Annotated in this window: 20 protein-coding genes; 5 read left to right on the top strand and 15 right to left on the bottom strand. The window is 60.5% G+C overall.

All coding sequences use genetic code 11. The annotated features are described in order from the left end of the window. Nucleotides 1-265: 265 nt before the first annotated feature. A complete protein-coding gene (locus ACOZK9_RS07195; protein WP_058413566.1) occupies nt 266-979 on the top strand; it encodes a UTRA domain-containing protein in 714 nt (237 codons plus the stop codon). A 117-nt stretch (nt 980-1,096) separates the two neighbouring features. Here ACOZK9_RS07195 and ACOZK9_RS07190 read toward each other — a convergent pair whose 3' ends face one another. The 9 genes from ACOZK9_RS07190 to soxR all read right to left on the bottom strand — a co-directional run bounded on the left by ACOZK9_RS07190 (nt 1,097) and on the right by soxR (nt 7,964). After that, nucleotides 1,097-2,059 carry a metal ABC transporter solute-binding protein, Zn/Mn family gene (locus ACOZK9_RS07190; RefSeq protein WP_421555517.1) on the bottom strand — a complete coding sequence of 321 codons (963 nt, stop codon included), beginning with the start codon at nt 2,057-2,059 and terminating at the stop codon, nt 1,097-1,099. Next, on the bottom strand, nt 2,059-2,958 hold the full coding sequence (locus tag ACOZK9_RS07185; protein ID WP_058413548.1) for a metal ABC transporter permease: 900 nt from the start codon (nt 2,956-2,958) through the stop codon (nt 2,059-2,061). Before ACOZK9_RS07185 ends, ACOZK9_RS07190 begins: the two co-directional genes overlap by 1 nt. Further along, entirely contained in the window at nt 2,955-3,701 is a 747-nt protein-coding gene (locus tag ACOZK9_RS07180) for a metal ABC transporter ATP-binding protein (protein ID WP_058413549.1), read from the bottom strand. The genes ACOZK9_RS07185 and ACOZK9_RS07180 overlap by 4 nt, the downstream gene beginning before the upstream one ends. Further along, entirely contained in the window at nt 3,698-4,618 is a 921-nt protein-coding gene (locus ACOZK9_RS07175; protein WP_058413550.1) for a metal ABC transporter substrate-binding protein, read from the bottom strand. Before ACOZK9_RS07175 ends, ACOZK9_RS07180 begins: the two co-directional genes overlap by 4 nt. Nucleotides 4,619-4,637: 19 nt before the next feature. Then, entirely contained in the window at nt 4,638-5,198 is a 561-nt protein-coding gene (locus tag ACOZK9_RS07170; protein WP_122252235.1) for a DUF6162 family protein, read from the bottom strand. Continuing rightward, the gene (locus ACOZK9_RS07165; protein ID WP_058413552.1) at nt 5,195-5,530 is read right to left on the bottom strand and encodes a hypothetical protein; all 336 of its coding nucleotides are present in this window, start codon (nt 5,528-5,530) and stop codon (nt 5,195-5,197) included. The genes ACOZK9_RS07170 and ACOZK9_RS07165 overlap by 4 nt, the downstream gene beginning before the upstream one ends. Continuing rightward, nucleotides 5,527-6,066, bottom strand: a complete 540-nt coding sequence (locus ACOZK9_RS07160) for a thiamine pyrophosphate-binding protein (RefSeq protein ID WP_122252239.1) — start codon at nt 6,064-6,066, stop codon at nt 5,527-5,529. The genes ACOZK9_RS07165 and ACOZK9_RS07160 overlap by 4 nt, the downstream gene beginning before the upstream one ends. Beyond that, entirely contained in the window at nt 6,066-7,265 is a 1,200-nt protein-coding gene (locus ACOZK9_RS07155; protein WP_421555516.1) for a PepSY-associated TM helix domain-containing protein, read from the bottom strand. The genes ACOZK9_RS07160 and ACOZK9_RS07155 overlap by 1 nt, the downstream gene beginning before the upstream one ends. A gap of 255 nt (nt 7,266-7,520) precedes the next feature. After that, entirely contained in the window at nt 7,521-7,964 is a 444-nt protein-coding gene (soxR, locus tag ACOZK9_RS07150) for a redox-sensitive transcriptional activator SoxR (protein ID WP_058413555.1), read from the bottom strand. Nucleotides 7,965-8,064: 100 nt separating this feature from the next. Here soxR and ACOZK9_RS07145 point away from each other — a divergent pair, with 100 nt between their 5' ends. Further along, nucleotides 8,065-8,430 (top strand): antibiotic biosynthesis monooxygenase, encoded by a 366-nt coding sequence (locus tag ACOZK9_RS07145; protein ID WP_152750297.1) that lies wholly within the window; start codon nt 8,065-8,067, stop codon nt 8,428-8,430. Here the strand turns inward: ACOZK9_RS07145 and ACOZK9_RS07140 are convergent. From ACOZK9_RS07140 to msuE, 4 genes are read right to left on the bottom strand one after another with little or no spacing between them, the layout of a single operon-like run. Beyond that, nucleotides 8,419-9,522, bottom strand: a complete 1,104-nt coding sequence (locus ACOZK9_RS07140) for a sigma-54 interaction domain-containing protein (protein WP_122252245.1) — start codon at nt 9,520-9,522, stop codon at nt 8,419-8,421. The two genes, ACOZK9_RS07145 and ACOZK9_RS07140, sit on opposite strands and share 12 nt — an antisense overlap. An 11-nt stretch (nt 9,523-9,533) precedes the next feature. Further along, the gene (locus ACOZK9_RS07135) at nt 9,534-10,721 is read right to left on the bottom strand and encodes an acyl-CoA dehydrogenase family protein (protein ID WP_421555515.1); all 1,188 of its coding nucleotides are present in this window, start codon (nt 10,719-10,721) and stop codon (nt 9,534-9,536) included. Nucleotides 10,722-10,757: 36 nt separating this feature from the next. Next, nucleotides 10,758-11,903: an FMNH2-dependent alkanesulfonate monooxygenase gene (gene ssuD, locus ACOZK9_RS07130; RefSeq protein ID WP_099238210.1), complete on the bottom strand. Its 1,146-nt coding sequence runs from the start codon at nt 11,901-11,903 to the stop codon at nt 10,758-10,760. A gap of 9 nt (nt 11,904-11,912) precedes the next feature. Beyond that, entirely contained in the window at nt 11,913-12,476 is a 564-nt protein-coding gene (gene msuE / locus ACOZK9_RS07125) for an FMN reductase (protein WP_122252249.1), read from the bottom strand. Between the two features lie 398 nt (nt 12,477-12,874). Between msuE and ACOZK9_RS07120 the strand changes: the two genes are divergently transcribed. From ACOZK9_RS07120 to ACOZK9_RS07110, 3 genes are all read left to right on the top strand, one after another. Next, a complete protein-coding gene (locus tag ACOZK9_RS07120; protein WP_421555514.1) occupies nt 12,875-13,144 on the top strand; it encodes a hypothetical protein in 270 nt (89 codons plus the stop codon). Nucleotides 13,145-13,377: 233 nt separating this feature from the next. Beyond that, entirely contained in the window at nt 13,378-14,550 is a 1,173-nt protein-coding gene (locus ACOZK9_RS07115) for a cysteine desulfurase family protein (protein WP_152746557.1), read from the top strand. A 56-nt stretch (nt 14,551-14,606) separates the two neighbouring features. Then, nucleotides 14,607-16,415 carry an aminopeptidase P family protein gene (locus ACOZK9_RS07110; protein WP_421555513.1) on the top strand — a complete coding sequence of 603 codons (1,809 nt, stop codon included), beginning with the start codon at nt 14,607-14,609 and terminating at the stop codon, nt 16,413-16,415. Nucleotides 16,416-16,538: 123 nt separating this feature from the next. Here ACOZK9_RS07110 and ACOZK9_RS07105 read toward each other — a convergent pair whose 3' ends face one another. Beyond that, a complete protein-coding gene (locus tag ACOZK9_RS07105) occupies nt 16,539-16,820 on the bottom strand; it encodes a hypothetical protein (protein WP_058413564.1) in 282 nt (93 codons plus the stop codon). A gap of 164 nt (nt 16,821-16,984) precedes the next feature. Beyond that, on the bottom strand, nt 16,985-17,872 hold the full coding sequence (rhtA, locus tag ACOZK9_RS07100) for a threonine/homoserine exporter RhtA (RefSeq protein WP_122252253.1): 888 nt from the start codon (nt 17,870-17,872) through the stop codon (nt 16,985-16,987). Between the last annotated feature and the right edge of the window lie 585 nt (nt 17,873-18,457).

Below are 18,457 nucleotides of genomic sequence, written 5' to 3'. Positions count from 1 at the left end.
TGGATGACAGTTTCATGTCGATGTCGTTTTTCAAACGCCTGTGTCGCTCAGTTCAGACTCAGCGTAGACCATGCTCAAGTGCCCGCCTGCCTTGGACTTGGCCGATGTATTGCAGGGTGTGCGCAGAGTGCGCCGCAAGGCAGGGCAGGGGCTGTCATCTGTCGGTCATCTGCACTGCCTAGGCTGGCAGGCAACAGCAAAAGCCTGAATAACGTGTGGTTTACGCACCGGTAAGGTGCTGGTCTAGTCCAGATAGGGAATGTTGATGCGCGATGAGGCAATCAAGGCCGTTACCTCTATTGGCCTGGCGCTGCAAGAGCAGATCGACCACGGCCTGTTGCCGCCTGCGGGTAAATTGCCCGCCGAGCGCAAGCTCAGCGAGTTGTTTGGTACCACTCGCATCACCGTGCGGGAAGCCTTGTTACAGCTTGAGGCCCAAGGCCAGATTTATCGCGAAGAGCGCCGTGGCTGGTTTGTCTCGCCGCCCCGGCTGGCCTACAACCTGTTACAGCGCAGCCACTTCCACGCGATGGTCAGCGACCAGGGGCGGGTGGCGTCGACCGAGGTGATCTCGGCGCGGCTGCAGCCGGCGTCGGCGGCGGTGTGTGCATGGTTGCAGTTGCCGGCGTTGTCGAGCGTGATTCAGATTTGCCGCTGTCGGCGGATTGATGGGCGCTTGGTGCTGTATGTGGAGCATTACCTGAACCCGCAGTATTTTCCGGGGATTCTGGCGTGCGACCTGACCCAGTCGATGACCGAGCTTTACGCACGCAAGTACGACCTGCACTACGGCCGTGTGCGTTTCGAGATTGTGCCGACGTCATTGCCGGTGGAAGCCGCCGCCGCCTTGCGCGTGTCGGTGGGCAGCCCGGGCTTGCGCATCGCCCGGGTTAATTATGACCAGCATCAGCGGTTGATCGACTGCGACCTGGAGTTCTGGCGGCATGATGCAATTCATGTCGGGGTGGACGTGGTTTAAGCCCTTGGCAAACGGCCTTGCTATGGCAAATGAGCTTGCTATGGCAAGCGGGCTGTTGTGGCCAGCCCGCTCGCCACAGTAAGCCTGCACAACACAGCAACCCCGCTTCCACATCGCCTAGGGGCTGAGGGTGTTGATCACGTGGTCGACATTGGTTTCAAGCTCCGTCACCGGGTCCGCGCCGTCGACGTTCAATACCAATAGCTGTGCACCGCCCGCCGTTACTGCAGCTTTAACCGCGTCACTTGGCTGCCGGTGATGCAGCACCAGCGCTACCTCGCTGTCCTTCAGGTTGGCGCTCAATTGCTGCAACGCCTCAGGCGTCCAATCAGCATCTGGCCGTGCATCGGTACTGACCACTTCCAGGTTCAAACTGCTGACCAAATACGCGAAGTGATCGCTCAGGCTGATCACGCTGAGGTTGTCCGCCTTGGCCAGCCGCGCTTCGCTGTCGGCGCTGAGTTTGAGCAGGCGCTGTTTGAGAGCGGCAAGGTTGGCGTCGATGGTCGGTTTGGCTTCGGGGGCGAGGCGGCTGAGGTCGGCGGCCATCACATCGGCCATGCGCCCCATATTGTTGCTCGACTGCCATGGCTGGCTGTTCAGGCCATCGGCACTGCCCGGTTGCACGGCGATACCCGGCAAACCGCCGTCCACCGGGCGCGCGGCGTCGACTTCGACGATGCGCACATTGCTGCGCCGTGCGACGGGGTACAGCGGGTCATCCGGCCACAGGGAGCGCAGGCCGATGGCGGCGTCGGCGTCCTGCGCCAGCGTGTGCAGGGCCGGGGCGCCACGGCCGGTAAAATAAGACACCTGGCGCGAGCCCGGCAGGTTCGCCGGGGCGGCGCGCTCAAGCTTCACGTCGGTGCCCTTGAGCAGCACCTCGGCCAGACCGTAAGTGATCGGTAGCGAGGCCAGAACCTTCACCGGTTTTATCGATTTGGCTTTGCTCAGCGCGGCATTGCCAAGGCCGTGATGGGCGGTGAAGTCCCTGGGCTGGAAGCCATCCACCGCGGCCAGCGCCGAGGTACTGATCAAGCAAGCGATGGCCAAGGCCAGTGGGCGAAACACAGGGCGCATTATCCAAGATTCCCTTTGAGGCTGGGTACGGTGCCGCGCGCGATGGCGGCGAAAGCGAAGGCGATACCGGCCACCAGAATGATCGCGGCGCCGGACGGGATGGGCAGGTCGAAGATGATCGGCAGCAGAATGCCGCACAGCGTGCTCAGCGTGGCGATTACCACCGAGACCCAGAAAAAACCTTTGAGCGACTGGCTCAGCAGGCGCGCCGCAGCGGCAGGAATCACCAGCAGCGCGCCGACCAGAATCGCGCCGATCACCTTGACCGCCGCCACGGTGATCAACGTCACCAGAATCACAAACAGGTAATCCAGGGTCTTCACCGCCACACCGCGAACGGCTGCCAGTTGCGGATTAAAGCTTGCCAGCATGATGCGGTTGTACAGCGGCAATGCCAGCGCCATCACCAGCGAACCAACGATGGCCAGCACCAGTAAATCGTTGCCGTTGACGGTCAGCACCGAACCGAACAACACATTCTCCAGAATGTGCACGTTGATCTTGCCCGCCAGAATCAGCAGCAGGCTCGCCCCCAACGCCAGCGACACCGAGAGGAATACGCCGATGAGGGTGTCCGGCGCCAGGCCCGTGCGGTTGCGCAGATAATTGAGCAGGATGCCGAACAACAGGCAGTAGCCGAACAACGCGCCGTACGGTCCGGTGTACGGTTCACCGAGCAGAATGCCCACGGCCACGCCGGTCAGCGCGGCATGCCCGACCGCCTCGGAGAAAAACGCAAAGCGCTTGACCACCACCAGCGTGCCCAAGCCGCCCAACACCGGGCCGATCAGCAAGCCCGCGAGCAAGGCGTTGACAACAAATCCATAGGCCAGCGCTTCCGGCAAATAGCCGGAAGAGGCCCAGCCCTGAACCATCAAACGAAACGTTTCATAACTCATTGCGCCGGGCTCCTGGGGTGAGTGGAGAACAGGGTCAGCAGGCGTTCCGGGGTCAGCGCCTGTTTTGGCGAGGCGTCGAACAGCACGCGGCGGTTCAGGCCGGTGACGCGATCTGCGAGGCGGCCAACCGCTTCCAGGTCGTGTTCGATCCACAGCACGGTGATCCCGGCCAGGCGCCAGTCACTCAACAAACGCTCAAACACCTGGATACCGGCTTCATCGAGGGCCGACATCGGTTCATCCAGCACCAGCAGTTTTGGCGCGGGGATCAGGCCTTGCGCCAGCAGCACGCGCTGGCGCTCGCCGCCCGACAACGCACCCATGCGGCGCTTGCGTTTGCCCTGCATGCCAACCCGTTCCAGCGCTTCGCCAATAGCGCCTGCCGTGTGTTTGGACAGGCCCAGAAATGCCGGGCGTCGCTGACACATGGCCGCCATGAAATCGTCGACGGTCATCGGCAAGCCGCGGTCGAATTCCAACGCCTGCGGCACATAACCGACGGTGCCGGGTGCAGTCGGCCAGTGCAGGCGCAATTGACCCTGGTGCGGGGTTTGCCCCAGCAGCGTTTTTATCAGCGAACTTTTGCCGCCTCCGTTCGGGCCTACCAGCGCGTGGATGCTGCCCGGTTGCACTTGAAAACTCACTGCATCCAGAATCACCGTGCGACCCAGGGTCAGCGACACGTTATCGAACTCAATCGTCGGGCCAGTGCTGGCCACCGTCAGTTGTTGCGCCGCTGTCATGCGCCCGACTCCTGAATCGCCCGCACCACCGTGTTGAGGTTGCCGGTCATTTCCACTTCGTACTTCTCAGCCGTGTATTCGCCGTAGGAAATGTGCGACAGCGGGTACAGCTTGACCCCGGATTCACGCTGGATCGTCTCGACGTAAGTGGAGGGGAAATCCATCTCCGAGAAGATCACCTTCACATCCAGCGCACGCAGTTCATCGATGGTCTTTTTCAACTGGCTGGGGCTTGGCTCGATACCGTGGGCCGGTTCAACCACGGCGGTGACTTCCAGGCCAAATTCGCGCAGCAGGTAGTCGTAGGCCGCGTGCACCGTGGCCACGCGCAAATCCGGGTTGGGCGCGCTGGTCAGCTTGGCCAGAGCATCGGCACGCATCTGGCGCAGGCGTTTGCCGTAAGCGCGGGCATTTTGCGTATAGGCCTTGGCGTTGTCCGGGTCCAGCTTGCCGAGTTCGCGAGCGATGTTATTGACTTGGGCAATCGATGCGCTGATCGACAGAAACGTGTGCGGGTTGACCACCTTGCCGGCGCCGCGTGCAGCATTCCCGGTCGCGGCCAGCAGTGGCACGTTAGCGTTGGCCTCGATCACCGCAATGTCCGGGCGCTCGCTGGTGGCGATCATGCGGTCGGCGAAATCGTCATGGCCAACGCCGTTGAGCACAATCACGTCCAGCGTGCCGATGCGCTTGATGTCTTCGGCACGTGGCTCGTAGGCGTGGGGGTTGAAGCCGGCCGGGATCAATGGCACCACTTCGGCCTTGTCACCGACGATATTGGCCACGTAGCTGTAATAAGGGTGCAGGGTGATGCCGATGCGCAGGCGTTTTGCGGCCTCGGCATTCGCCAGGGGCGCGAACATCAGGCTGAACAGGCTGAGCAGTAACAGGCGCAACAGGGGAGATGAAATAGACATGGGCACTCGGGCTTCTCCTTCAGTGACGCTGCTGGCGGGTGACGCCGGCATCGAATTGCGCGACGACCTGCCGCCAGCCGGCAGCGATCAGCGCCGGGTCAGTCAGGTCGGAGGGGGCCGCAGGGTTGGCTTGGCGGTTGAGCCAGATGTCTGGCTCGGCGCCGCGCACGCGCATCAGCAGCGAGCCGCTGGTGCCGGGCGCTTGGCTCAGGCCGAGGTAGGCCGCAGGCTCAAGCAACTGCCAGCGATGGTTGCCACGGCTGACCGAACTGGCGTCTTGGGCAAACGGTGCGAAACCCTCTTCGGCCAGTTGCTCAGGCGGCGGCAGGGCGCTTTGCTCCTGTTGCAACAGCTGGATTTCATCCAGCGTCACCCGCAGATCGGCGTAGATACCTTGCTCGGCGGCGCTAAGGTCGCGGCGCGCGTCCAACTGGTGGCTGGGCACGGCGACAACGGTTTGGGTTTCAGCGTGCAGCGCCACCACCGTGCCTGACACCGCGAGGATGATCAGGCATAACAACAGCACATAGAGGGTTTCGTGGCCGGCACCGGCGGGGCGTACAACCTGGGTGGTACTCATTGAGAAGGGATGTCCGCTTGGTCGATTTCAACGACATGACCGGGGCCTGCGTCAAACAGCACATAGAACTCGGCCGATGGTTTCTTGAAGGTCAGGGTCGAGTCCTGCCCGAGTTTGCCCGGCAGCAGGATGGTTTCGTCGTAGCCGATTACGTCCAGCGTCACCCCCGGCGCACCACTGCCGTCGGAGAAACCGCCGGTGCACTGGATCTGTTCGCCGGCGATTTCCTTGCATTCGCACATCGGGTTGTGGGCCAGCGCCGGGGTACTGAAACCGGCTGTGAGCAACAGCGCGGCGCACACGCGCGCGCGGGTCAGGCGCATTAACGTCATGGTTTGACTCCTTGCTTGTTCAACCAGTCAACGGTGGCGGGCGAGGCTTGGCTCAGCGGGATGGAACCCTGGTGCATCGTGCCGTCCCAGCCTTCCATGGTCACCCACAGTTCGGCATCCGCTGGCGTGCGTTCAGGCACCGGCAGCAACGCGCCCATGCGGTAGGGCGTACCAAAAAAGATCACCCCGGCGGCGCGCAGGCTGCGCGGTTTGCCGATACGCAAGTAGGTCGCCTTGACCTCCCCGGCGCAGGCACCGCACAGGGCCGCGTTGAAAAATTTCATCGGGCCAGCCGGGTCCGGGCGCGGGCCTTCGATGCGAAACTCGGCGAGGGTCAGGCTCCATGGCCCAACCTTGACCTCGCCGGCGACCCGCTCGCCGATGCCGGTGTCGCCGCGAAACAGCGCAGCGTCGGCAAAGTATTTGGGCATAAAACCCAGCGGCACCAGCAACAGCAGTACATTGATATGGAACCGCCATTTCAGCCAAAAGGCCCGCAGCGGCGACGGTGAGGGTGCAGCGGCGACCTTGCTCATCAGTTACCCTCCGTGGTTTCAGCGTGCATTGCAGGTATGGCTGCGGGTTGGCGCTGCATCTTATTGCTGCGCTTGAATGCATTAAGGGTGGCCAGCGCGGTGCGCTTGGTCCAGATCAGCAGGCCGCTCAACACCATCATGCTCAGCAGCAGGCCGAAAAATGCCCAGATCAGCTTGATCCACAGCCCACCAAAGTCGCCGGTGTGCAGCGGGCGCATGGATTCGGTGACGAACTCCAGCGTCGAACGGTCGGAGAGCAAATGCGACACAGCGATTTCGCCGCTATAGGGGTTGAGTTGCGCCGTCTGGAACATCAACGGGTACCAGCCGCGCCCGCCAATCTGCAGGTGGCTGTAGGCATTGAGGGGCAGGAACACAAAGCTGGCATCCAGCCCCGGGATGCGCTGGTTGGCAATTTTGATCGCTTCGTCCAGCGGGATCATCGGCGCAGGCACGCCGGGTGCAGACATTGGCACTTTCTCCCGCGCAATCACCGGCACCACAGGTTCGCTGGAGATGGAAATCTGGTTATCGCCGAGGATCGCCTGGATCAGGAACCAGGTGCCGGTGATCGAAATGACCGCGATAAACCAGATCGACCAGATACCGCTCAGGCGGTGGAAGTCGCCCCAGAAGATTCGCGCGCCGTGGCGGATACGCAGGGTTGGCCGCAGAAAACCCTTCCAGAAACGCTTGTACACCACCAGCCCGGTCACCAGCGACGCCAGCAGCGGCAAGCCAAGCGCCGAGACCAGATACCAGCCCCAACTGAAGCCATTGGTGAACGGCACCAACCACCAACCGTGCAGCGCGCGGGTAAATTGTTTGAAGTTGAAGGACGGGCTGATGCCCTGGATCGAGCCGGTGTAGGGGTTAACGTAGACCTCCACGGAACGCCCGTCCGGGTAGCTGAGGTCGACACTCAACGCGAAGTGCGTTTCATCCGGGCGCACAATGGACTGCACGATGACCTGGGGTTCGGCGCCTTTGATGGCAGCGATTACCTGGTCATAGCTGAGCAACTCGGCGTTATCCGACGGCTTGCTCGCGCGTATATCCGGGTTGGCCAGCCACACGATTTCCTGGCTGACCACCGCCAGCGTGCCGGTGACGCAGACGATCAGCACAAAAAACCAGATGGGCAATGCCAGCCAACTGTGTACGAGAAACCAAAGTTTTGAGCGTGACTTCTTCGACATGTGAATGCGGGTCTTGATCGGAGGGGGCAAGGTGGCCCGGAAAAGGCCGGTCGTAGCTTTTGCTGACGCGACTGGCTGTATCTAAGTTAAGACGGATGAGAAACGCAAAACCCCAAGGCAAACATGAAAGAAAATGTTTCAGGCTTGCCTCGCATCGATTTACCGGCCGCCTTGTGGCAACCCACCTCGCCGCAAGGGGTGGATCAGGCCTTGCCCTCTGAGCGGGTGCCTACCTCAAAGGGCTTGCACACTGAGTTATGCAGAGGGCTCCAACAACTGTGCCCCTGGCCCGTGTTCGCCAAGTTGATCATCCTGATTACGCAGCGGGCAGGCTTGCAAAGACAAACACCCGCAGCCGATACAGCCGCTGAGCTTGTCGCGCAACAGCAACAATTTGTTGATGCGCTCATCCAGATCCTCTCGCCATTGCGCCGACAAGCGCTCCCAATCTTGCGTGGTGGGCGTGCGCCCGTCCGGCAGGGTTTGCAACGCCTCACCAATCGTCGCCAGCGGAATGCCCAAGCGCTGGGCAATTTTGATCACCACCACGCGGCGCAACACATCGCGTGGATAGCGCCGCTGATTGCCGGCATTACGATTGCTCTTGATCAGCCCCTTGGACTCGTAGAAGTGCAGGGCGGTAACCGCGACGCCACTGCGGGCGGCCAACTGGCCGACGGTAAGTTCTTTTTTCAGCATGCACGCCCCCGAATCAACACTTGACCTCGACTTAACTAGAGGTTTTACCCTGCGCTGCATTGGATCGCAAGATTTTGCCTACAGAGAAAGGGGAGTGTTCATGCAGATATTAGAGAAGAGTCGCGGTTTTACGCAGTTGATCGAGTTTCAGATCGAGCCTCGGCAGCAACTCGCTCTGGTGGCGGCCTTGTCCATCCAAAGCGAGCGCCTGGCGCATGGCAATCGCGGCTTTATTAACGCGAGCGTGCAGGTCAGCGATGACGGGCGACGGGTGCTCAATTACCTGCAATGGCGTTCGCGCGAGGACGGCGAGGCGGCCTTTAAGGGCTTTGAGCAGGGCGCGGAAGACTTCTGGAGGCTGATTCGCACGCACCAGGCCACAGCGGTGACCTTCGGTTCGTTCCAGGTGCTGCGCAGTTTTGAGCGCAGCCATGACAACGCGTTGCACTGCCGCCTAAATGGATAGGTGCAGCATCCGCTCGCCCTGCAGATTTTCTCCGGGCCTGCGCTTGTTCACCGCCAGCTCGCCGATTTTGATCAGCCGCGTGCGTGTGACGTTGCGGCTCAGGCCCAGCAGGTTGGCGGTGTGCACTTGGTTGTAATGGCTGAAACGGTAGGCTGCGCGCAACAGCGCGTCTTCGACCTTTTCATGCAGGGCGCCCGCTTGTTCCTCAAAGAGCTTTTGAAAGGCCCGCGCCAACAACGCTTCGGCGCTGTTGTCGATGCCGTGCTGGCTGTCGTCCTGACGCTCGATGCGCATGTTGGACAGGCGCAGGTCGTCGCGCTCAATCACGCCGTTACGGCAGATCAGCAGCGTATGGTGAATCACGTTTTCCAGCTCGCGGATATTCCCCGGCCAACTGTAGCTTTTGAGTTTGTGCTCGGCCTCGCGGCTGATAGTGATCGCGCCGTAGCCCAGGCGCCGGCTATAGGCTTCAATAAAATGCCGGGTCAGTGGCAGGATGTCGCCGGGGCGCTCGCGCAGCGGGCTCAGTTCCAGGCTGACCACGTCTAGGCGGTAGTAGAGGTCTTCGCGAAAGTGCCCGGCGTTGATGGCCTTTTCCAGTTGCACATTGGTCGCGGCGAGTACGCGCACATCTATAGGAATGCTCTTGCGCGAACCCAGACGCACCACTTCGCGCTCCTGTAGGACGCGCAGCAATTTGACCTGAATCGCCATCGGCAAATCGCCGATTTCATCGAGGAACAAGGTGCCGCCGTCAGCTTCTTCAAACCACCCGGCCTTGGCGCTGAGGGCGCCGGTAAAGGCGCCTTTTTCATGGCCGAACAGTTCGGCTTCCACCAGCGATTCAGAAAACGCCCCGCAGTTGACCGCCACAAACGGCCGGTTACGCCGCGCGCTGAGGTTGTGAATATGGCGCGCCACCAGCTCTTTACCGGTGCCGGTTTCGCCGATAATCAGCACGCTGGCTTCGCTGGGTGCCACTTGCTGGATATGGTCGAGCAGCGCTTGGGATTTCGGGTCTTCGAAGACCTGCGCCGTGGCGCGTATCGAGGTCGCAAGGGCGGGCGAGGGCGGTAGGGTTAAAAGCTGCATGGGCACCTCTCTCAGGAGTAGAACGTCGGAATCGGCAGGGACTGGTTCAACGCCCAGTCCCCGAGTTCGTGGAGTTTGTAGTCCACCGGGTCGTGCAACGTTTGTGTGCGCAGGTTGCGCCAATAGCGGTCCAGGCGCAGCGAGGCGTGGGTTGAACGTGCGCCGGTGACTTCAAACAGGCGGCTGCACAGGTCGAGGCCTTGACGCGTGGCGGCGACTTTGGCCGTGGCAATCGCAATCGCCAGTTGGCCGCGTTCGTGTTCGCTGAGGTGGGCGCCTTTGGCCCACGCCTGATCGAGCAGCTCGCCAGCGCGCTCCACCAGCAGGCGCATGCCCTCCAAAGCCACCCAGAATTCGCCGTAGTGGTGCAATACGTAAGGGTCCTGGCGCACGTCGACGGCTGTGGATTTGTGCCACGAACGGGTTTCGGTCAGCGTGTAATCGCGCGCTTCTTCAAAGGCGCCTTCGGCAATCCCGAGAAACATGTTTGTGAAGGTCAACTGCGCGATCAGTGGCCGCAGGCAGGCGAAGGGTGTGCTCAAAGGGCCGGGGTCCAGCAGCAATTCCGATTCCTCGACGCGCACCCGTTCGAAGCTGGCGCTGCCGCTGTCGGTCTGGCGTTGGCCGATGTTGTTCCAGTCGTTGTGCAAGGTGATACCGCTGCGCCCGCTGGGGATGGCTGCGATCAACAGCTTGCCGCCGGCGTTTTCATCCACTGCCGAGGCGATGAGCATTTCTGAATCGCTGGCGCCGGAGCAGAAACTCTTTTTGCCGGAGAACTCGCGCCAGCCGCCGAAATCCTTGACCACTGTGCGCGTATCCAACGGGTTGAGGGCGTTGCCCCAGAACCAGTTTTTGCGCGCGGTTTGTTCAAACCACGGCTGCCATTGGTCCGGGCGTGCAAACAGGCGCACGGTGGCGAGCATCAAGTGGTGAAAACCGAAGACGTGGGCAATTGAGCTGTCGACCTTGGCGAATTCGCGCACGATGCCGAGGGTTTCGCTCCAGCGCGCGCCGAGCCCACCGTATTGGCGGGGAATGCTCAGGGCCAGCAGGCCACTTTGGCGCAAGGCATCACGCTCGGTTTTGGGGGTGCCGCCGCGCTCGTCGCGTTCGACGGCGCTGACGGCGAACTCGGCGGCCAGCAATTTGGCGGTCTGCAAAGGCGATGGCAGGACGCTGTGGGGTTTGGCTGTCACGCGGTGTTCCTCACTATTGAGCGACTGTCAGTGTTCTCAGGCTTTATTCGTCGCGGGCAGTACATCGTTGGCAATCATTTCGCCGAACGGGCCAGTGAGGTTAGTGACGCCGCGCCCGGCAAGGCTCGCGTAGGGTTCGGGCAACAGCGGGAACACCAGTTCGGCAAAGCGATACGCCTCTTCCAGGTGCGGGTAGCCGGAGAAGATGAAGCTTTCGATGCCCAGGTCTGCGTATTCCTTGATGCGCTCGGCGACTTGTTGAGGGTTACCCACCAAGGCCGTACCTGCGCCGCCGCGTACCAGGCCGACGCCGGCCCACAGGTTTGGCGCGATTTGCAGGTTGTCGCGGCGCCCATCGTGCAAGGCCGCCATGCGTCGCTGGCCTTCGGAGTCAAAGCGCGAAAAAGACTTTTGCGCGGCGGCGATGGTTTCGTCGCTGATGTGCTCGATAAGTTTGTCGGCGGCCTTCCAGGCCTCTTCTTCGGTTTCGCGCACGATCACGTGCAGGCGAATGCCGAACTTTACGGAGCGCCCGTGGCGTGCGGCGCGTTCGCGTACATCGGCAAGTTTTTCCGCAACGGCGGCAGGCGGCTCGCCCCACGTGAGGTACACGTCCACCTGTTCGGCGGCGAGGTCATGGGCGGCGTCGGAGGAGCCGCCGAAGTACAGCGGCGGATAAGGCTTTTGCACCGGTGGGTAAAGTGCCTTGGCGTTGTGCACACGCAGGTGTTTGCCTTCGAAATTTACCGATTCGCCCTGCAACACGCGGCGCCATATCTGCAGGAATTCGTCGGAGACTTCGTAGCGTTCGCTGTGGTCGAGGAAACTGCCGTCGCCGCGGTTCTCGTCGGGGTCGCCGCCGGTCACCACGTTGATCAGCAGGCGGCCGTTGGACAAACGGTCCAGTGTTGCGGCCATGCGCGCCGACACCGTAGGCGAGATGATGCCCGGGCGAATCGCCACCAGGTAGCGCAGGCGTTCTGTCAGCGGCACCAGCGCCGAGGCAATGACCCACGAGTCTTCGCACGAGCGTCCGGTGGGAATCAACACGCCGTAGTAACCGAGGCTGTCAGCGGCTTGCGCAACTTGCTTCAGATAATTAAGGGTGACCGGGCGTGCACCTTGGGTGGTGCCCAAGTAATGACCGTCGCCGTGGGTTGGCAGAAACCAGAAAACATCCATGACAAATCCTTAGGCTATTTTCAGCAGCGAAGGGGAGTGCGCGGCAAACAAAGGCGCTGCACGTTCTGCGGCCAGTTGAATACGGGCTTTTAGCAACTCGCTGGTTATTTGGTAGTCGGTGAAATCGGCTTCGGTGGCGTACACGCCGATTGGCAGGGTCAGTGCCTGGAAGAAGCTGAACAGCGGACGCAGTTGGTGATCAATCACCAGCGCATGGCGCTCGCTGCCACCGGTCGCCGCCAACAGCACCGGCGTGTTGATCAATGCGTTTAGGCCGATCAGGTCGAACAGGTGTTTGAGCAGGCCAGGGTAAGAGCCGCGATACACTGGCGCGGCGACAATCAGCAAGTCCGCCTGTTCGATGGCCAACAGTTGCGCTTCGACCTCCGCCGGCAGCTCATCGCGCGACAGTGCGCCGCCTAAAGGTCGGGCAATATCGCCGAGTTCGATCAGCGTGGTCTGTATCGGCAGCACGTTGGCGAGTTCGGCCAACACCGCTTGGGTAAGTACCAGGGTTCGCGACGGGCGCCAGGTTCCGCCGGAGACGGCAACCACATTCAGGGGACGGGTCATAAACAGTTCCTTTTTCAACAGTGGTGCGTGACAAGTGAGGTGGAACCGATTGAGCAAGAGCTGTACCAACGGCTCAAAGCCCCGATTGGCGTGGGCTGCAGACTCACTGTTGAAAATTTAAGCTGTTGGGTGTCTGGTGTTTTGTTGAATGACTGTTGCCAGTGCAACAGTTGCGTGGCGAACAGTGTGGGTTCTGTGTCGCCAGTTATAGAGGGTTGCGTTTATTCCGTAAACGAACGTATTTCCATATTTATAGATCTAAATTGAATATAAGTGCTTCGGTATCGAAGAGGCCTGAACGGTTGATAGCGACTATCACGGGCGATGATTTTTCAGCGTGAAGCGGCGGGAGTAGCCTGTGCTCATTGACTTCAAACCTCCTTCGCAGGGCCTTCACGATGAACCGCTTTCTCGCTGTTTCGCTTTTAGTTGCCAGCTCCGTGCTCGCAGGGTGTGCGACTCACGCATCGCCTGAACTGCGCCCGTACACCGCTGAAGAATCCACGCAATTGGCTCTCGAAGCCTTGAGCCGTCGAGGCTTGTCGTTTGATGAATATCAACAGCAGCGTGCTGTACTGACCCGCCAGCCACAGCAGCCGTTTAGTTTTGATCGCCAAGGCGAAATGAACGCCGAACGCAGCGTGGCTCTGCATGATCGTCCCAGTTGAGTCGGCGTTCAGCGGCAATCAGCCCGAGGTCTCCCTTAAGGAACCTCGGGCTTTTTGTTTGCCATTCAGCGACTTCAGCCTGTTAAGCTGAATTTCAGGAGCGTTCCTACGCACATTTGCCTAAAGTGGTCTTTTTTAATGGCATTCGATCGGTTAAACCTGACGACCTCTGTTCCGGTCGATGCCGCCTGAGGCGCTGCTCTCGGGAATATGCTCTGCGAGTCTTAAACGTCATGAATAAACGTCCGCTGTATTTCGACTACGCCGCCACCACGCCGGTGGATGAGCGGGTCATCCAGGTGATGGTCGAGTGTTTGGGCTTCAACGCCAATTTCGGTAACCCTGCGTCCAGTTCCCATGCGTTCGGCCAGGCGGCCCGGCAAACGGTTGAACAGGCACGTCGGCAGGTGGCCGAGTTGGTCGGTGCCCAGCCCGAACAGATCGTCTGGACCTCCGGCGCCACCGAATCCAACAACCTCGCGATCAAGGGCGTCGCCCAGGCGCGCGGCCTTGAGAGTGGCGTGACGGGTGGGCACATCATCACCAGCCAGATCGAACACAAGGCCACGCTGGACACCGCGCGGCAGTTACAGGAAGCCGGGGTGGCCGTGACCTATTTGGTGCCGGACGCCGACGGGCTGATCAGCGCCGAGGCGGTGGCGCAAGCGCTGCGCGAGGACACCTTTCTGGTGTCGTTGATGCTGGTGAATAACGAGCTGGGCACCTTGAACGACATCCGCGGCATCGGCGCACGCGTACGTGAACACGGCGCGTTGCTGCATGTGGACGCGGCGCAAGGCGCGGGCAAGGTGGCCATCAATCTGGCTGAATGGCCAGTGGATTTGATGTCGTTTTCCGCGCACAAGCTGTATGGCCCCAAAGGTATCGGCGCGCTGTATGTCGGCCCTCGGGCGCAACACAAAGTGCTGGCGCAGATTCACGGCGGCGGCCACGAGGGCGGGTTGCGCTCCGGCACGCTGGCGACGCACCAGATTGCCGGTATGGGCACGGCGTTCGCGTTGGCAGCGCAGTCGTTTGCCGAAGAGAAAGCGGTGATCGTGGCGTTGCGCCAACGCTTGCTGGATCAGTTGGACACGCTTGGCGGTGTGCGCCTCAACGGCAGCCCTACGCAGCGTATTCCGCATACCTTGAGCCTGACGTTCAGCGAAGGCGAGTTCAATTCAGCCGCACTGAGCGCGGGTATGGCTTTTTCAGCGACCTCTGCCTGTAACTCGGCAAGCAACGCGCCGTCGCACGTGCTTCTGGCGCTGGGGCATGACGCGCGCAGCGCCGGTCGAACTATTCGCTTGAGCCTGGGCCGGTTTACCACCGAACAGGACATCGACCAGGCCGTGCAGTTGATCAAAGCCGCGCTGGCCAGTGCACCGGCGTTCTGGGCCGTCTGATTCGCACCCGATTATTCGCAACCTATAACAACTATCAGTGGTTAGCAGGAGACACAATGAGTACGCAGCCTTTGCCCCATGGATCAGTTCCCCAGCGCTTGGCCAATACCCGTGAACTGATGAGCCGCGAGGGCATTCACGCCTTGCTGGTGCCGTCGGCCGACCCGCATTTGTCCGAGTACCTGCCGGGTTATTGGCAGGGCCGGCAATGGTTGTCGGGGTTTCATGGGTCGGTCGGGACGCTGATTGTCACCGCTGACTTCGCCGGTGTCTGGGCCGACAGTCGTTACTGGGAGCAGGCGACAAAGGAACTCAAGGGCAGTGGTATCGAGCTGGTGAAATTGCAGCCAGGCCAACCTGGCCCGCTGGAATGGCTCGCCGAGCAAACGCCGGAGGGCGCCGTAGTCGCGGTGGACGGCGCGGTGATGGCCGTGGCGTCGGCGCGTACGTTGGGTAGCAAATTGGCCGAACGCGGCGCGCGCTTACGCACTGATATCGACCTGCTGAACGAGGTCTGGCGCGACCGCCCAAGCTTGCCCAACCAGCCGATCTACGCGCATCTGCCCCCGCAAGCGACCGTCAGCCGTGGCGAGAAACTGGCGGCCTTGCGCGCAAGCTTGAAAGAGAAAGGCGCCGATTGGCACTTCATCGCCACCCTGGATGACATCGCTTGGTTGTTCAACCTGCGCGGCGGCGATGTGTCGTTTAATCCGGTGTTTGTGTCCTTTGCCCTGATCAACCAGCAACTGGCCACATTGTTTGTGGCGCTGAGCAAAGTCGACGCTGAACTGCGCGCGGTGCTGGAGCAGGATGGCGTAACCCTGCGCGACTACAGCGAAGTGGCGGATGCGCTGCGCAACGTGCCGTCGGGTGCCAGCGTGCAGGTTGATCCGGCACGCGTGACCGCCGGTTTGCTGGAAAACCTCGATTCGGGCGTCAGGCTTGTTGAAGGGCTGAACCCGACCACCCTCGCCAAATCCCGCAAGAGCCTGGCGGACGCCGAGCATATCCGCCACGCCATGGAGCAGGACGGCGCCGCCTTGTGCGAATTCTTCGCTTGGCTGGAGAGTGCACTGGGCCGCGAACGCATTACCGAGCTGACCATCGACGAACACCTGACCGCGGCGCGAGCACGTCGCCTCGATTATGTGTCGCTGAGTTTCAACACCATCGCCGCGTTTAACGCTAACGGTGCGATGCCGCACTACCATGCCACCGAAGAAGAACACGCGGTGATCGAAGGCGATGGCTTGCTGCTGATCGACTCCGGCGGCCAGTACTTGGGCGGCACCACGGATATTACGCGGATGGTGCCGATCGGTACGCCAACTGATGAGCAGAAGCGTGACTGCACGCGGGTGCTGAAGGGCGTGATTGCCTTGTCCCGTGCGCAATTCCCCAAAGGTATTCTGTCGCCACTGTTGGATGCCATTGCGCGTGCGCCGATCTGGGCCGAAGGCGTGGACTACGGCCATGGCACCGGCCACGGCGTAGGCTATTTCCTAAATGTGCATGAAGGCCCGCAGGTGATCGCGTATCAAGCCGCCGCGGCGCCGCAGACCGCGATGCTGCCAGGGATGATTACCTCGATTGAACCGGGCACTTATCGTCCGGGCCGTTGGGGGGTGCGCATCGAAAACCTGGTATTGAACCGTGAGGCGGGCAAGACCGAGTTTGGTGAGTTCCTCTCGTTTGAAACCCTCACCTTGTGCCCGATCGACACCCGTTGCCTGGAGTCGTCGTTGCTGACGGCGGACGAGCGCGAATGGTTTAACGCTTACCACGCCGAAGTGCGTACGCGTCTGAGCCCGTTGCTCAATGGCGCAGCGTTGGAATGGTTGCAGGTGCGTACTGCGGCTATTTGATCGGCTGCAGTTCAGGGGCTTGGGCCTGGGCTTCGGCGATATAGTCGCCGTACGCTTGGCCCCGGGCCGTTGTCATATACCTTCAAGAAGGGCGGAGCAGCCGGGAATGCACTGCTCGGGCGTTCACTTACAGATGACAATCATGCTGCGGCTGGTGTAGCCGGCAGGGTTGAGGCCGAAGGGGTACTCACCAGGCTCTTCCGAATTGTCACCTGACTTGGCAATAACCCGGTAACCCTTGGTACCACATGAGCTTGCTGCACTGGTGTAGCACTGGTCCCAGGAGGAGGACAGCCCGGAACAGTTGATGTGTAGTCCTTTTTTGCCCCGTTTCACTTCTGTCTTGGTGGTCGCAGCACAGCCAACAATGCTCACGACCATTAACAGTATCAAAATTTGCTTCATTACTATCCTTAATAGCCGCTTCGCAAAAAGGCTCGAAGCAGGCTCTACTCGCTCTCGGTTGTAGTTCAGCTGTCCCTGTCGAAATTCTCCATGCAGGACTTTCGTTTACGGCCTAAACATGGCCTAAAAGGGCGCCAAATACCAGCGCTACCTTTTAACCATCATCAGTCGGCCGGCACCAATGGTTTCGATTCATTACGCATCGTCAGGGTGGCACCGATGGAGGCCAGAATGATGCAGGTGATGGCCATCCATTGCGCGAGTGACAACTGTTCTTGCAGGAAGATCAGCCCGGAAAGCGCACCGAATGCAGGTTCGATACTCATCAGGGTGCCGAAGGTGCGCGCGGGAAGGCGCGTGAGCGCGACCATTTCCAGGGTATAGGGCAAGGCTGTGGAGAGTACCGCGACTGCGATTGCAACCGGGATCAATGCGGGCGTCAGCAGTGCGGCGCCGGCGTGAACGATGCCGATTGGCGCAACAAACAAGGCAGCGATCATTACGCCGAGGGCTGCGGTTTGGACGCCATTGTCGTTGCCGGCTTTTTGGCCAAACAGAATGTAGAGCGCCCAGCAAATGCCAGCGCCCAGGGCGTAGGCGGCACCGGTCAAGTCGATACCGCTGCTGGTACCTCCCGTTGGGATCAGCAGCAGAAGACCTGCGACCGCAAGCCCAATCCATAGAAAGTCCACCGCTCGGCGCGACGCGTAAAGGGCGACGGCGAGTGGCCCTGTGAATTCCAGCGCTACCGCGATGCCCAGGGGCACTGTGCGCAACGACATATAGAAGAGGAAGTTCATGCCGCCCAGGGCCATCCCATAGATGACCACGGTACGCAGCGACTTGGCTGTCAGCGTGGCGCGCCACGGGCGTAATACAAGCAGCATGATCACGCTGGCGAAAATCAGGCGAAGGGTGGTCGTGCCCTGTGCGCCGACGATGGGGAACATACTTTTGGCCAGAGAGGCGCCGGACTGGATGGACGCCATGGCGATCAGCAGCAGGCCGACAGGAAACAATGCCGAGGCCAGGGCACGGGGTGGGGTGGTCATTAAAGGCGTTCGTCCGAGGTTATATATAGAGAAGCAGAAGACGCTATGATGCTTAAGCGATCAGCAATGAGCAATATATTGCTCAACAATCTCTCGTGCACTGGTTATATAGGCGGGTTTTCTGGTTTTTTGGGCTTATTGCCAGAAAGTTCAAATTAACGGTTGACGGCAGATTCTGGACGTCTATAATTCGCCCCACTTCCGGCGCAGTCGAAACGAAAAACTCCTTGGTAAACAAAGAGTTATGCGAGATTTGACAGCGGGTTGCTTCAGTTCATCGAAGCCCAGAAGGAGTTGGTAGGGCGGTGTTGTTTGGCTCTATTAACGTTTCGATCTTCTCGGTCGAAAGCGGAGAAAAAGAGGTGTTGACAGCAGCGTGTAACGCTGTAGAATTCGCCTCCCGCTAACGAGAGATCGGAAGCGCAAGTGGTTGAAGTTGTTGAAGAATTCTTCGAAAACTTCTGAAAATAATCACTTGACAGCAAATGAGGCTGCTGTAGAATGCGCGCCTCGGTTGAGACGAAAGATCTTAACCAACCGCTCTTTAACAACTGAATCAAGCAATTCGTGTGGGTGCTTGTGGAG

It is taken from the genome of Pseudomonas kitaguniensis, assembly GCF_049199985.1.
In the GTDB taxonomy this organism is placed as follows: Bacteria; Pseudomonadota; Gammaproteobacteria; order Pseudomonadales; family Pseudomonadaceae; genus Aquipseudomonas; species Aquipseudomonas kitaguniensis.
The sequence above is the reverse complement of the archived record's forward strand: the minus strand, read 5'-3'. Positions and strand labels throughout refer to the sequence as shown.